Here is a 14,959-nt window from a genome sequence, read left to right as displayed (position 1 = left end):
GTCCATCCCCGCGTGCGCGGGGAGCAGGGTTCGCCTACCCAGAATTAGGCGAACTTTTTGGGTCCATCCCCGCGTGCGCGGGGAGCAGGAGTGTCCACGGGGCGACGCGGAGCGGGGGTCCATCCCCGCGTGCGCGGGGAGCAGGGCATGAGCACCCCGAATACGACGGGGGCGCGGGGTCCATCCCCGCGTGCGCGGGGAGCAGGTCAGCCCGAACCAGCTTGTGCGCAGTTGGACGGGTCCATCCCCGCGTGCGCGGGGAGCAGTCTCGTTGACCTGCGGCTTTACCCGGGGAACATACTCGAATCTGCAACTAGTTGAGAATTGGACACAGATCCCCTTTCCCCGACAAAGCTGACAAACAGGCCATTCAGGCCAGCATCCTGCGACCAACGAGAGGCCAGAGGGAACACCTCCATCACCCGTTCGACGATGGCGGTGCAACCAGACATGGGAGCTCTCGCACGCTTGAAGCGTACTCGCACGATCCGGCGATGGACACGCGAACCTTACCGATCGAAGTTCGGCTCCAGAGCCGACAGGATCTCGGCCTGCAACGAATTGCGGCGGCCCCAGAAACTTCCGCGGGTTCATCGATCTGTTCGCCGAGGTCTTCGTCTTTGGGTTCGACCACGAGAGGTTGAAGCGTCGACTCGACCAGCACCTGGCCAATGAGTCGGACGGAAACAGAACGGAGCGAGACCTCACCCTGCGCCTGCATCGGACGAAAGAGGACGTGCCGAAAATCATCATCACCATCGGACCACTCACGCACGTTGTCGACAAGATCATCCATCGAACGTCCTAGACACTCGCCGCGTTGGCCTCACTCCTGGAGAACCCCGGACTGAGCGTGAGCGAACTCGGCGGACGGATGGGACCGAGTCGACCGACTGTGGGTGACGCTCCACTCGTCAGCGTCATGGCGCGACTCGAAGACGACGAACACTTCGACTTCGCCCACACACGGGTTCCGCACCGATGGGGCCGAACCACCCTGGAGCGGGTGGCTCGGCCTGCTCGCTGGCGGCCCACGGGGCGCCTACCGATGGCCCACGGCCTCAGCAGCGGATGTACGCGCCTTCCCCGGGTCCCGTGGTACAGGACCGGGCCTCTCCTCGACCACACACCGTCCTCCTCAACCCCGGCGTGACTCGCCGAAGGTATCGCGACACCGAGTTCCGGATCCGGCAAGGGATCCGACAACACGGTACGGCGGTGCCTCCCTCCCGACATTGCGTCGGCCTAGTGTGAGAGTCATGAGCGTTCCGAGCCTGTCCCTGAACAACGACGTCGAGCTCCCGGCTCTGGGATTCGGTGTTTACCAGACACCGCCCGAGCAGACCGTCCCCGCCGTCGAGACGGCCCTGGCCATCGGCTACCGCCACATCGACACCGCGGCCGCCTACGGCAACGAGCGGGAGGTCGGCGAGGCGATACGCCGCTCCGGCCACGACCGCTCGGAGGTCTTCATCGAGACCAAGATCTGGATCAGTGACTACGGGTACGACGAGACACTGCACGCCTTCGACAAGAGCGCCGGCAAGCTCGGAGTCGACCGGATCGATCTGCTGATCCTCCACCAGGCCCTGCCCGGCGAGTTCGACCGCACCGTCGAGGCCTACAAGGCTCTGGAGACGCTGTTGGCCGACGGCAGGGTGCGGGCGATCGGGGTCAGCAACTTCATGCCCGACCACCTGAGGCGACTCATGGCCCGGACCGAGGTCGTGCCCGCGGTGAACCAGATCGAGGTGCACCCGTACTTCCGCCAGTCCGAACTGCTCGCCTTCGACACCGAGCACGGGATCCTCAACCAGGCCTGGTCCCCCATCGGCGGCATCACCTTCTACCGTGACGGGAGCACGGGCTCCACACTCCAGGACCCGGTCATCGGTGAGATCGCCCGGGCGCACGGCAGGACACCCGCCCAGGTGATGCTGCGCTGGCACCTTCAACAGAACCGGCAGGTGATCCCCAAATCGGTGACACCGTCGAGGATCGCGGAGAACATCGACGTCTTCGCCTTCGACCTCACCGACGACCAACTCGCCGCCATCGACGCACTCGACACCGGTGTACGCGGCGGACCGGAGCCCGAGGACGTCACCCTGGAGAACTTCGGAGCCGACATCCCGGAGGCTTGAGGAGGGCGACCGGACGGTCGGGGCGATACCGACGTCCCGATCGAGGATGTCGTCGGAACCGGTGGCGATGACCGGCAAGGTGCTCATCACGGCGATGCCCGCGAGGCGGGCACACGGGTCCGGCCCGCCAGAGCGGCACAAAGCAGGATCGCCACGCCCCACAGGACGACGGACACGAGACCGAGCAGGGCACGCCTCCGTCGATGACACTCGTGTCGGATACCCGGAACAGGGCCCACAGGCTTGCGCTCCCATGAGCGCGGCCGAGCCCTGTGACGCTCACCGAACGCTCAGCCCGAGTCCGGCACCAACCTCATCGTGGTGGAACGGGCACCGGTACTCGTGATCCGCTCGACCGCGGTGGAGCCCGCCCCGTACTTGGCCCGGTAGGCGGCATCGATCCGGTCGTCCAGGGACTCATCGGCGTCCTCGAAGACCACATCGGCGTCGACGCCGCCCGCGCTGACGTGTCCCGTGAGGTGGTCACGGGTGCCCCGGTACCAAGAGGATCCGGGTCCGTTGACGGACCGGACGTAGAGCTCGTCGCCCTCACGCACCACCCAGATGACCCGGGAACGTCTCAGCCGACCGTCATCGCCCCGGGAGGTGATCCGCAGTTCCCCCGCGTCACCGATCCTGTCGAGCTGGTTCTCGGTCCACCCACTCATCCATGGCCTCCCTCGATCCGCGACTCGACTCGGAACTCTTCCCGCTCGTTTCCGGGGAATCCCTGCCGGACACGGTCCTTTGCCCAACCTGGTAGAGGCATCGGCATTCGTTGGGAAGGTGGGCCGGACCTCGGGAGCCGACCGAGTCGACACCGTGCTCCTCATCTTCGGCGTGAGATGGGTGCCGGGGCGTCGACGGGGGTGAACGCCGGGCATCCCCTTCCTGGGCCCGTCTCGCGTTCTCGCGCCCGGAGGCGCTCAGGAACGACCCGGGAGGCCCTACGCCGCGAAGGTGTGCGCCGCGCAGGGCCCACGAAGTTCACTCCCCCGGAGCCGACCGGGGTCGGAAGCCGCCGAGCGTCAATGCGTCAACGTCGACCAGGTGAACCTGCCTCCCAGCAGGGTCGCGGCCACCGGCATCGTCCGCAACTCCTCCGCAGGGCACGACAGCGGATCCCGCTCCACCACCACGAGGTCCGCGGGTTCGCCCGTCACGACACCGACGCGCCCTCTGGTGCCGGCGGCCAGAGCCGACTCGACGCCGATCCGCTGCTCCGGATGCCACGGCCGCCGACCCTCGCGGCTGCGCGAGACGGCGGCGGAGATCGCGATCCAGGGGTCCAGCGGAGAAACGGGAGCGTCGGACCCCAACCGGAGCGTCGCGCCCGCACGCTGCAACGACACAAGGGCGAAGGCGCGCCCGGTGCGGCCGGGCCAGTGCAGTTCGGCCACGTCCCTGTCGTCCATGGCGTGTTCGGGCTGCACGCTCGCGGTCAGACCCAGCTCACCGAAACGAGCGAAGTCCTCCTCACGGACCAGCTGGGCGTGTTCGATGGCCCCGGTCATTCCGAGCTCCTCGAAGGCGTCCAACACCCCCGTGTTCGCGCGGTCGCCGATGGCGTGGATCGCCGCGGCGATACCCGCCTCCTTCGCCCTGGCCATCAGTTCCCGCAGGGTGTCCAGCGGAACGGTCTCCATCCCGCAGGCGTGGGGGTGGGCACGGTCCATCTCGGGATACGGGTCCCAGCACCACGCGGTGCGGGTGTTCAGGGAACCGTCGACCACGACCTTGAGCGGGCCCATGGTGATGAGCCCTCGGGGGTCGAGGGGGTCTCCGGTCCTCACGCCCTTGGCGATCGCACCCTCGAGCCTTTGGGGCCAGACGGACACCTCCACCCGCAGTGAGTCGACGCCCTGCTCCACCCGTTCGGGCCAGAGCTTGAGGTTGTCGGTGTTCTCGAACTCGACGATCCCGACCACGCCGCGGCGCGCGGCGGCCCGTGCGGCCTCACGGTAGTCGTCGGTGGACAGGTCGGCCGGGGACTGGAGCCGGTCCAGGGCTCCGAACCACTCACCCTCCCGGACCAGACCGGTCGTCTCCTCCGGGACCAGCGTGAGCATCCGTGCGGCGGCGGTGTTCATCCAGGCACAGTGCAGATCCTTGCTGACCAGCACGACGGGGATCTCGGGTGCGACCTCGTCCAACGCCTCCGACGAGGGACGGTCCGGCCACGCGCCGTCCTGGAACCCGTAGCCGACGATGGGAGAGGGGTCCGCCGGGTTCGAGGCGCGAGCCGTCGCGACCGCCCGCCGAACACGTTCGAGGCACTGGGCCGCACTGGCCGTTCCGGACAGGTCGAGACGTCGGCGTTGGACCGTCCACTGCGCGAAGTGCACATGGTGGTCCCACATCCCGGGCATCACGAAACGCCCGTCCACATCGGTGACCCGCGTGCCGTGACGGGCACCGGCCGACGTTGGGACGACCGCTTCGATCTCACCGTGGCTCAGCCGGATGTCATAAGTGCCCTCGCGCCCGGGAACGGACGCGTTGATCAACGTCGTGTGTTCGTCTGGTGTCATGTTCGCGCCCTTCGTCAACCTTGAGTCACCGCGTTGTCGAGCGTGTCCACGGGCCGCCCCTGAGCCGGCGCCACACCGTTGACCCGTGCCATCCGCGCGGCCAGCGCCGGGTTGTTGTAGGGCCCCGGCTCGCCCAGGTGGCCGATGATCCTGTCGATGGTTTCCTCGGACTTGTCCTGGTTCATCTTCTCCTTCGCTTCGACGTGGTCCACCCGCAGGCGGAACCCCGCCGTGCCGGTGACGATCCGGTGCGCGTACTCGCTGTTCTCGGCGGTGGCGTGCAACAGGTGCGGATCCGGCAGGACCCGCTCGAAATGGGCGACGAGACGGTCCAGTACCCGCAGGTTCTCCTCATCGCCGAGGATCTCCGGGACTCCACGCAGATGGGCGACGGCGAAGTTCCAGGTGGGGACGTTGGGGCGGTGACCGTACCAGGACGGCGAGATGTACCCGTGCGGGCCCTGGACGATGGCGAGCATCTCGTGGTCTCCGAGCCGGTGCTTGGTCTCGTCGGGCCGACCCACGTGGCTGAGCAGGACGATGCCCTCGGCCTCCTCGTCCAACAGCACCGGGTAGTGCGAGGCCACGAGCCCGTGGCCGGGTACCGAGGACACGAAGGTGCACCAGGGGTTCTCCCGGATGAGGTCCTTGATCGTGTCCGTGTCCTCGAGCGCGTAGTGGCGGTTCTCCCTCATCGGTTCACTCCGTCCCCGCTCACCGGGTTCGGTGCCGCGGCCTTTTCGAGTCTGCGCCACGCCAGGTCGGCGAGGGTGGCGGCCTGCAGCCCGAGCACCCCGTCGTCGAACCGCGCGCCCTCCGAGTGCATCGGTGCTGCGCCCTCCGGTTCGGTGCCCTCGGGCAGTGCTCCGAGAAAGACCAGCGCTCCGGGAATCCTCTGGAGTACGTAGGAGAAGTCCTCCGAGGCCATGGCAGGGTCGGCCAACGTCACCACACGCTCGGGCCCGTGGACCTTTGTCAGCCCGGCGACGACCTCCGAGGTCTCGTGGGGGTCGTTCACCGTGGCCGGGTAGGACGGAACGAACTCGACCGTGGCCTCACAGCCGTGGGCCCGGGCCAGGCCTCGAAGGAACTCCGGGAGTTCGTCGCGCAGCAGCGCGAGCGTCCCTTCGGAGAAGTGGCGCATGTTGGCCTCCATGCTCACCGATCGGGCCAACACGTTGCCCGCGCTCGAGTCGCTGGAGAGGGGTCCGATGGTGATCACCGCCGGATCGCTCGCCGGGATACGGCGCGCGGCGAAGCTCTGGACCGCCAGGATCGCCTGGGCGGCGACCGGGACCGGGTCCACGGCCAGGTGGGGGGCGGCCGCGTGGCCGCCCGTGCCCTCGAAACGGATGCGCAGGGCGCTGACCCCCGCCATGATCGGGCCGCTCCTGGTGACGAAGCGCCCGTAGGGGGTCTTCGCGTCCACGTGGATCGCGTAGGCCGCGACCGGCTGTTCACCGGCGGCGTCCAGGACCCCTTCCTCGATCATGATCCGGCCGCCGCCGAAGCCCTCCTCCCCGGGCTGGAACATGAAGAGCACCGTTCCGGGCAGCTCGTCCCGACGTGCGTGGAGCAGCTTGGCCGCACCGACCAGCCCGGCCACGTGCAGGTCGTGCCCGCAGGCGTGCATCGCCCCGTTGGTGGAGGCGAAGTCCAGACCCGTCGCCTCCTCGACGGGGAGCGCGTCCATGTCGCCGCGCAGCAGCACCACCGGCCCCTGGGCGTCACCGGCGGCGCCTCCGCGCAGAACGGCGACGACCGAACTCAGGGACGTTCCCGTGACGATCTCCAGGCCCAGCCCTTCCAGGGCCTGGAGCACGGCCCTTTGTGTCTCGGGCAGGCGCAGGCCCACCTCCGGCCGGGCGTGCAGGCGCCGACGCAACGTACGCAGCTCGGGCAGGAGCGCCTCGGCGGCGGGGACGAAGGGGTTCTCCGGCACCGCGGTCCCAGTGCCACCGGTGTTCTCCGGGCCTGGGTGATGGGTCGTCATCTCACGTGCTCCTCGAAGGTCATACGTTCGCCCAGTACCGGAACAGCGCTGAGGAGCTGCCGGGTGTAAGGGTCCTTTGGGTCGTCCAGCAGCGGTTCCGTGGGGCCGGACTCGACGACGACTCCGCCGCACATGACGTGGATCTCGTCGCTCATGTAGCGGACCACGGCCAGGTTGTGCGAGATGAAGAGGATCGCAAGCCCCAGGTCCTGTTGGAGTTCGCGCAGCAGGTTCAACACGGTGCCCTGCACGGAGACGTCCAGCGCCGAGGTCACCTCGTCGGCGATCAGCACCTGTGGTTCACCGGCCAGGGCCCGCGCGATGGTGATGCGCTGACGCTGCCCTCCAGAGAACGCGCCGGGCAGGTCATCGGCCCGGTCAGGACGGATGTGCACCCGTTCGAGCAGCTCGCGGACGCGGTGGTCCCGCTCCGACCTGCTCCACCTGCGTCCCGTGGCCCGGGTGGCCTCGGCGATCGAATCGCCGACGGACATCCGGGGGTCGAGGGCGGAGTACGGGTCCTGGAAGATCAGCTGGACACCACGGCGGGCCTCCCGGGCCCGCCTGCCCCGCCCGACCGCGCCGACACCGTCGACCAGGATGTCACCGGCGCTGATCGGGGCCAGGCCCACGACGGCGTTGGCGATCGAGGACTTCCCGGAGCCCGACTCGCCCACCAGTCCGATGGTGCGCCCGGGCGCGAGGCTCAGCGACACGTCCGTGACAACGGGCCGCGTTCCGTATCGAATGCTCAGGTTCTCCAACGCGAGAGCCGTCACAGCGGACTCTCCTCTCTTGCTCTCGCGGCGCCGAACACCGCGCCCACCTTCGGCGTCCCACCGTCCTGTTCCCCGGTGCCCGGTCGGTCGTCGATCACCGGCAGGGGGCGGGTGCGGTCGGAACGCATGTCGGGAAGGCAGGCGATGAGCCCTTTGGTGTAGGGGTGCCGGGCCTCCTCGCGGATACGCCGGGCGTCGAGGTTCTCGACCACCTCGCCGTCCTTCATCACCACCACCCGGTCACAGAACCCCGAGACCAGGGCGACGTCGTGGGAGATGAGGACGATGGCGGTGTCGGTGGCCCGCTGGGCCCGGTGCAACACGTCGAGCACCTGTTTTTGCACGGTGACGTCCAGGGCGGTCGTGGGTTCGTCCGCGATGATCAGTCGGGGACCGGCGGTGAGCGCCATGCCGATCATGGCGCGTTGGCGCATGCCTCCGGAGAACTGGTGCGGGTAGTCCTTCAAACGCCGGCGCGGTTCGGCGATCCCGACGGCGTCGAGCCCCGACTCCGCCCGCTGCCGGGCCTCCTCGCGACTCATGCCCAGATGGGTCCGGGAGACCTCGGTCAGCTGACGCCCGATGGTCAGGGCGGGGTTCAGCGAGGTCAGCGGATCCTGGAAGACGATGCCCAGTTCCGTTCCCAGACGCTTGCCCTCCTTGCGCGAGAGCGGTGTGCTCAGGTCGATGTCGTCGAAGCGACGGCTTCGCGCCCTCACGATCGCCGTGCTGTCCGACAATCCGGCCAGGGCCATGGCGGTCAGGGACTTCCCTGAGCCGGACTCGCCCACGATGCCGACGATCTCGCCGGGTCTCACGGACAGGTTCACGCCGCGGACGCGTTCGACGAGTCCGCCCTCCCCGTCGGGAAAGGAGACGCTCAGGTCGGTGACCTCCGCCAGTGCGGCTCCATCATCGCCCGGGTCGGCCCCGGCCCCGGAGGGGGCGGCGGCGTCGGTTCGGACCCTGCGTGCGGTCCCGCGGGGGAACAGGGACGCCCGGCCGGCCGCCGCCACGCTGCGCAGCCCCTGCCCGGGGTGGTCGGCGAGCGCCTCGGCGATCATCGTGAAGACGAGCCCGGCGAAGACGATGGCGACGCCGGGGCCGATGGCGGCCATGGGGTTGGTGTAGATGTGCCCGATGCCCTCGTTGATCAGGCGCCCCCAGTCGTATGCGGGGGCCTGTACGCCCAGCCCCAGGAAGGACAGTCCCGCGAAGGAGAGCAGTGTGACGCTCGCGGACGCGGACACCTGCACCAGCAAAGGGTTGGCGATGTTGGGCAGGATGTGCCGGAAGAGGATTCCGAAGGGGCCCACCCCGACCACCCGGGCCGCGCGCACGTAGTCCTGCCCCGAGACCGAGGAGGCCAGGTTGTAGACGAGCCTGGTGAGGTTGGGGATCCCGGCCAGGCCGATGGCGAACATCGCTCCGGTTGCGGTGGCGCCCCAGATGACGGTGAAGAACAGGACCAGCAACAGCCAGGGGAAGGCCAACAACATGTCCATGAGCCAGATGAGGAGCCGGCGCGGGTACTTCGGCAGGATGCTCGCGGTCAGGCCGACGACCACGCCCCCACTGACACCGATGGCGGTGGCTCCCAGGGTGAGCAGCAGGGACAGTCGGGTGGCCACCATGACCCGGGCGAAGATGTCGCGTCCCAGGTCGTCGGTGCCGAAGAGGTACTCGGCCCCGGCGGGCGTCCACCGGTCGGACACCGAACGTGTCGTGGCGGCCTCCCCCCAGATTCCGGGACCGGCGTAGGTGATCAGTAGAAGGACGGCGGCTCCCAGGAGCGCGGCCAGGCCGGCCGGACCGACAAGTCTTTTCATCGGCTCATCCTTCCGAGATCGAAGTGCGCGGATCGACGGTGATCAGGATGAGGTCCACCAGGAGGTTCACTCCCAGGACCATCAGGGCGAAGACGAGCACGACCCCTTGGATCATCGGATAGTCCTTGGTCTGCACGGCCGAGATCAGTGTGGTCCCCATACCGGGGATGGCGAAGACCGTCTCGATGATCACGGTGCCGGCGGTGAGCCCGGAGAGCAGCAGGCCTCCCACGGTCAACGTCGCGGTGACGATGTTCGGCAGCGCGTGCCGAAAGAGCACGATCCGCTGAGGCAGTCGTTTGGCCCGCGCGGTGGTCATGTAGGTGGAGTCCAGGACCTTGATCATCTCCACCTGGACGATGCGGGCCAGGTACGCCATCGGCCCCAGCGACAGACCGAGCACCGGCAGCACCAAGGAACGCAGGTCACCCCAGCCCGCGGGCGAAAGGACCCCCAGCCACACGCTGAAAACGGCGATGAGGAGGGCCGAGAGCAGGAAGTCGGGGATGGCGATGAGCACCCCGAGTCCACCGGAGATGACCGAGTTGGCGGACCTCCCCTTCGTGGAACGGGCGATGAGCGCGGCCGCCATTCCCAGGGGCAGGGCCCCCACGATCGCCACCGCGAAGCCGAGCGTGGCCAGGGTGATGGTCGTGGGGAACCGGGAGGTGATCACGTCGGCGACGTCCTGCCGGGACTGGATGGAGGTCCCCAGATCGCCCTGGAACAAACCCGCCACGTAGTCGGTGAACTGCCGGGTGAGGGGCTTGTCGAGGCCGAGGTCGGCTCTCGTGTTCTCCACCAGCCCCACCGGAGCGGTGGGTCCCAGGGCCGCGCGTACCGCGTCCCCGGGCACCAGGTGCACCACGAAGAAGCTCGCCAGCACGACGATCAGCAGTGAGGCGACCAGGCGTCCGGTCCGGCGGATCGCGAAGGAGCCGCGCGGGGAGAGCCGGTCGTTGAACCGCGCGAGGGCGGTCACGGGGGCCATGAGCCGATGCGTTCTCGGTGCGGTGCTCATGGGCCCTACTCGGTCATCCGGATGGAGGGCGCCTGGATGTAGGAGGTCTCCTCGAACACCGCGCCGTTCATGAAGGTGGACAGCAGCGTTCCGGTCACGGGGAAGGTGTGGAAGTTCTCCACCAGCACCTTCTCGGCGTCCTCCCAGTATCCGCAGGCCTCGTCCGGAGCGGCGGTGAAGGCCTTTTCGGCGATCTCGTCGTACTCGGCGCTATCGGTGGCCATGAAGTTCAGGCCTCCCTCGTCGGGGGTGGCGCCTCCGTAGAAGGCGTCCTGGATGGTGGGCCCACCGGAGGAGATCTGGATCCAGCCGGTGTCCCAGTCGAAGGTCTCGTAGAGGTGCTCGGACCACGCGGCGCCGTCCATGGCCCGCAGGTTCGTCTCGACGCCGATCTCCAGCCAGTACTCGCGCAGCAGCTCGGCGGCGGGGGCGTGCGTCTCGCTCCCGGCGTCGTAGATGAAGACGACCTCCAAGGGCTCGCCGTCGCGGTGACGCAGTCCGTCGTCGCCGAGTTCCCAGCCCGCCTCGTCGAGCAGCTCACCGGCGCGGTCGGGGTCGAACCCGGGGACGTCCCAGAGCGGGCCGTTCTCGGGGACGCAGAGGAAGGGGGACTCGGTGATCAGGGATTCGAGTTCGACCGGGTGACCACCGCTGACCACCTCGGCCGCCTCCTCGTGGTCGATACCGGTCACCAGCGCCTCGCGGACCAGCGGGTCGTGGGTGGGCCGGTCGTCCCGCTCGTTGAAGAGCATCTGGCCGATGGGGTTGACGACCCCCGTGTAGTCGTATCCCGCGGCCTCGACGCGGGCGCGGTCGGCACCGGTGATCCGTGCCGCGTTGAGCTCTCCGGAGAGCAGGAGGTTGGTCCGGGTGGACTCGTCGGTGATGACCTGGACCTCCAGCCCGTCGGGGACGCCCTCGGTCTCCGAGGTCAGCCCGCCGGGTCCCCAGTCGTAGTCCTGCCGCGTGGTGTAGACGAAACGGTCGGGAAGCGCCTCGGTGAGTTCGTAGAGACCGGTTCCGTTGGAGACTCCCTGGAGGCTGTCGGGGTCCTCGAGCCCCGCCGTGCACACCATCTCCACGGTTCCGACCTTGCTCAGGAGGAAGGGGTCGGAATTCGGGGCGGTGACCTCCAGGGCGAGTCCGTCGCCCTCGGCCTCCAGGCCCGCCGGGACGAGCGAGTCGGTGTGGACGGAGGTGTTGTCCGGGTTCGCGTGGTACCGGAGGTTCGCGGCGGCCACCTCGGCGTCGAAGTCCGTGCCGTCGTGACAGGTGACCCCCGGCTTCAGCTCCAGGGTGATCGAGCTTCCGTCCTCGCTCTCCTCCCACGACTCGGCCAGCCAGGGCTCGAGTTCGCCGTCCTCCCCGATGTGGATCATGGACTCGTAGGCGTAGGTGATGACCTGGCGTTCCTGGGGTTGGCTTCCGGTCATGGGGATGGTGTCGTTCACCTCCCCGGTCACCGCGGCGGTGAAGATCCCTCCGGAGACGAGCTCCGGGCTTCCCTCACCGCCCCCGGTTCCTCCGCAGGCGGTGAGACAGAGAGCTCCGGCGCTCAACAGCGCGGTGGCTCGGATGGTCTTTCTGGTACGCATGATCGGCACTTTCTCTTCAAGATTTCCAGAGGCGCTGTTCCGACGAGACGGGTGAGTGCGAGCGGGCGTCTTCCTGGGAGTTCAGGCCGGTGTCGGGCTTTTGGTTCCCAGCCGGGTCAACGGGCCCGCGGCCTTGACCGAGACTCGAATGGTCTGTTGGGCGCTGTAGGAGATGGGGGTTTCGAGGATGTCGATGACCTCCACCTTCAGCGGGTCCGCGCCCGCTTCGATGGCGCGTTCGACGGCTGCGCGCGAGGCCTTGGCGACCGCTTCGTCGCGGTCCTCGTAGGTCCCGATCTCCTGTGCCCGGCCGCCCACCAGGGACATGGCGGCCCCGACCGCGTTGGCCACGTCCCCGTGTTCGGGACGCAGGACGGTTCCGGCTCCGGGGAGTTCGCCCGGGACCAGGAACGCGCCGCCGCCGACGACCACCAGGGGCATGTCGAGCTTTCCGTGCGAGAGCCGTTCCACGGACTCCTGGAGCCACTCGTGGGCTCGGCCCAACGCCGCCTCCAGTGCGCGGCCCACGTCCCGGGGGACGCTGAGGCTCCACTCGTCGGAGACCGCTTCGGGCTGTCCGGCGTGTACGACCGCGTCCGTGAGGGTGGCGGTCTCCCCGCCGAAGGTGAGCGCGGCGGTCTTCAGCCGGTGGCCGACGGAGCCCGGTCCGATGCGCCCCGTTTCGGGATCGACGTGGGTACCGCCGCCGACTCCGATGCTGAGCACGTCCGGCATGCGGAAGTTGGTCCGCACTCCCCCGATCTCGCGGGGCAGGGTCGACTCGCGGGGGAACCCGCCCACGACCACGCCCAGGTCACTGGTGGTTCCGCCGACGTCGATGACGATGGCGTTCTCCGCCCCGGAGAGGAAGGCGGCTCCCCGGATGGAGTTCGCCGGGCCGGAACCGATGGTCAACACCGGGAAACGCGCCGCGAAGTCCAGGGCCATGAGGGTGCCGTCGTTCTGCGCGAAGTACACGGCCGCCTCGGAGAGTTCCTGCTCCTCCACCACCGTCAGCAGGGCGTCGGCCACCCCCCGGGCGATTCCGTACAGCGCCGCGTTGAGGACGGTGGCGTTCTCACGTTCGAGCAGGCCGATGGCGCCGATGTCCTGGCTGAGCGAGACGGGGGTGTCCTGGCCCAGGTGTTCACGGACGATCTCCGCGACCTGCGCCTCCTGTTCCGGGAAGGACGGGCTGAAGATGCCGCACACGGCGACGGCGTCGACCGGTTGTTCGAGACCGGACAGGAAGTCCCTGACGGCTTCGGGGTCCAACGGCGAGATGGGCATCCCGTCCACCATGTGGCCGCCGGGCAGTACGGCCGAGCCGGCCAGGACCCTGTCCCGCAGGTCCTCCGGCCAACCGGTCAGGGGCGGAAAGCCCGTGGCGGCCGGTGCGCCGAGGCGGATGACGGCCACACGGCCCAGACCTCGGCGGCCCACGATGGCGTTGGTGGCGTGGGTGGTGCCCATCATGACGCGGGCGACCTCGCCGCGTCGATCCCCCAGGGTCTCCAGGACGGCGGCGATCGCGGCGCGGATGCCGCCGGTCACGTCATCGGTGGTCGGCTGCTTGGTGTGGGCGATCACCTTGTTGGACGCGTCCAGGACGACGGCGTCCGTGTTGGTACCGCCGACGTCGACTCCGAGCGACAGGTCGCCGTGGTCGGGGGAACGGGGTTCGGTGCTCACGAGATCGACCTTCACGTGTTCGCTCCTGCTGTGCTCGGTTCCTTGCCCCGTTCCGTCGAGGGCCGGGGGTGGTGGCCCGCGTCGAACGGCACGTAGTCGATGTCGTAGCCGAAGGCCCGGGGGCCGGCGATGTCGAGTCCACGTTCGGTGCGCCAAAGGGGGCCGCAGGCCCAGGCCAGCACCGACACCCGCTGGCCGAAGCGCAGGAGTTCGGTGGAGATCGCGTGGCCGGTCTCGCTGTCCACCAGCGTGACCAGGTCGGGTACGCTGACCAGGATCTCTCCGTCTTCCAGCACGACCAGGTTCTCGTTCTGCAACTCCACCCTGAGCAACCGGTCCCGCTCCGCCCCGGTACCGGAGATCGTCACCGAGCCGCGGACGAATCCCCCTTCGGTGCGGCGTGAGACGTCGATGATCTTGCCGTTGATCAGCACGTCGGCCCGCAGGGTCTCGGCGAGCGCGTGAACCGGATCCTCCGCGTGGAGCATGGCGTGGCCGACCTCGATGGCCCGGCTGACCGTCCCCTCGATGACCGCTCCGGGAACGTCCTTGCCGTCGAGCAGCGAGGCGCCCAGGCACAGGGAACCACCGGCGACGGAGAAGGCCCGGACGTGGCGCTCCAACCATGTGGCGTCGATGGTCCGCATCACGATGACGTTTCCGACCACGTCCGACAGGACCGTGGTGTCGCGTGGCACGCCCGCCACGTTCATGGCCACCATCGTGGCCTCGGGGAACGCCCGACCCATGCCGTCGGCGTCGAGGACGTCGAGTCCCAGCTGAGCCGCCCAGCCGACCGGGCCCACACCGTTGGTGCCGCCGATCTCCGTGGCCATCACCGCGGTGATCTTCCGACCCGCGACCCGCTCGGCCTCCCGAAGAAGGGTCTCGGGCTGCTCCGCGGAGGGGAGCATCTCGATCCCCACGGTCGGGGCCCCGATGCCGGCCATCACGATGACCATGTCGTCGTCGGTCAGTTCCTCGACCGCGCGAAGCCGCACGGGACCGTGTTTCCTCAGCGCGTCCGCGACACCGAACTGCGAGGTGGTGACGGCTCCGCCGCCGCCGGTTCCGAAGATGGCGGCCCCGGCCGCCAGGGCCGCGACATCGTCGGAGGTTATGTTTCTTGTCATATTCGGAGCCTAGACAGACTCCACTCAAAGACAATGTTGTGATGGCACAGGAAAGTTGAGTAATTTGGGCTGATGGCACACATCGGCGTTGAGCACCTCCTTCGACAATCCGCCAGGATGGGTATCCGCCCGGTGGCGGGACCACAGAGGGGGCGCAGGATCTCCCGTGTGGAGATCGCCGACATCGGTTCCATCGACTCCCTCCCGGCCGGGACCCTGGTCATCGCCGACGTGCCCGAGCC

General features: G+C 68.7%; 11 protein-coding genes and 1 CRISPR repeat array. Of the genes, 1 reads left to right on the top strand and 10 read right to left on the bottom strand.

Annotated elements, in window-relative coordinates:
* Window position 1: 1 nt before the first annotated feature.
* Window positions 2-267: a CRISPR direct-repeat array (repeat unit 27 nt; unit sequence TCCATCCCCGCGTGCGCGGGGAGCAGG).
* Between the two features lie 992 nt (window positions 268-1,259).
* Window positions 1,260-2,144 carry an aldo/keto reductase gene (locus K8V84_RS05850; protein ID WP_304071427.1) on the top strand — a complete coding sequence of 295 codons (885 nt, stop codon included), beginning with the start codon at window positions 1,260-1,262 and terminating at the stop codon, window positions 2,142-2,144.
* Window positions 2,145-2,434: 290 nt separating this feature from the next.
* On the opposite strand, the gene K8V84_RS05845 is transcribed toward K8V84_RS05850, so the two are convergent.
* The 10 genes from K8V84_RS05845 to K8V84_RS05800 all read right to left on the bottom strand — a co-directional run bounded on the left by K8V84_RS05845 (window position 2,435) and on the right by K8V84_RS05800 (window position 14,717).
* On the bottom strand, window positions 2,435-2,812 hold the full coding sequence (locus tag K8V84_RS05845) for a DUF2255 family protein (protein ID WP_304071424.1): 378 nt from the start codon (window positions 2,810-2,812) through the stop codon (window positions 2,435-2,437).
* A gap of 360 nt (window positions 2,813-3,172) precedes the next feature.
* A complete protein-coding gene (locus tag K8V84_RS05840) occupies window positions 3,173-4,675 on the bottom strand; it encodes an amidohydrolase (protein ID WP_304071421.1) in 1,503 nt (500 codons plus the stop codon).
* Window positions 4,676-4,689: 14 nt separating this feature from the next.
* The gene (locus tag K8V84_RS05835) at window positions 4,690-5,370 is read right to left on the bottom strand and encodes an FMN-binding negative transcriptional regulator (protein ID WP_304071420.1); all 681 of its coding nucleotides are present in this window, start codon (window positions 5,368-5,370) and stop codon (window positions 4,690-4,692) included.
* On the bottom strand, window positions 5,367-6,668 hold the full coding sequence (locus tag K8V84_RS05830) for a M20 family metallopeptidase (RefSeq protein ID WP_304071418.1): 1,302 nt from the start codon (window positions 6,666-6,668) through the stop codon (window positions 5,367-5,369). The genes K8V84_RS05835 and K8V84_RS05830 overlap by 4 nt, the downstream gene beginning before the upstream one ends.
* Entirely contained in the window at window positions 6,665-7,447 is a 783-nt protein-coding gene (locus K8V84_RS05825) for an ABC transporter ATP-binding protein (protein WP_304071415.1), read from the bottom strand. The genes K8V84_RS05830 and K8V84_RS05825 overlap by 4 nt, the downstream gene beginning before the upstream one ends.
* A complete protein-coding gene (locus K8V84_RS05820) occupies window positions 7,444-9,276 on the bottom strand; it encodes a dipeptide/oligopeptide/nickel ABC transporter permease/ATP-binding protein (RefSeq protein WP_304071413.1) in 1,833 nt (610 codons plus the stop codon). The genes K8V84_RS05825 and K8V84_RS05820 overlap by 4 nt, the downstream gene beginning before the upstream one ends.
* Before the next feature lie 4 nt (window positions 9,277-9,280).
* On the bottom strand, window positions 9,281-10,297 hold the full coding sequence (locus K8V84_RS05815; RefSeq protein ID WP_304071410.1) for an ABC transporter permease: 1,017 nt from the start codon (window positions 10,295-10,297) through the stop codon (window positions 9,281-9,283).
* 5 nt (window positions 10,298-10,302) lie between these two features.
* Window positions 10,303-11,892: an ABC transporter substrate-binding protein gene (locus K8V84_RS05810; protein ID WP_304071408.1), complete on the bottom strand. Its 1,590-nt coding sequence runs from the start codon at window positions 11,890-11,892 to the stop codon at window positions 10,303-10,305.
* A gap of 81 nt (window positions 11,893-11,973) precedes the next feature.
* A complete protein-coding gene (locus K8V84_RS05805) occupies window positions 11,974-13,584 on the bottom strand; it encodes a hydantoinase/oxoprolinase family protein (protein WP_304071407.1) in 1,611 nt (536 codons plus the stop codon).
* An 11-nt stretch (window positions 13,585-13,595) separates the two neighbouring features.
* The gene (locus K8V84_RS05800; protein ID WP_304071406.1) at window positions 13,596-14,717 is read right to left on the bottom strand and encodes a DUF917 domain-containing protein; all 1,122 of its coding nucleotides are present in this window, start codon (window positions 14,715-14,717) and stop codon (window positions 13,596-13,598) included.
* Window positions 14,718-14,959 lie beyond the last annotated feature (242 nt).

Source organism: Nocardiopsis listeri (assembly GCF_020741345.1).
In the GTDB taxonomy this organism is placed as follows: Bacteria; Actinomycetota; Actinomycetes; order Streptosporangiales; family Streptosporangiaceae; genus Nocardiopsis; species Nocardiopsis listeri_A.
The sequence above is the reverse complement of the archived record's forward strand: the minus strand, read 5'-3'. Positions and strand labels throughout refer to the sequence as shown.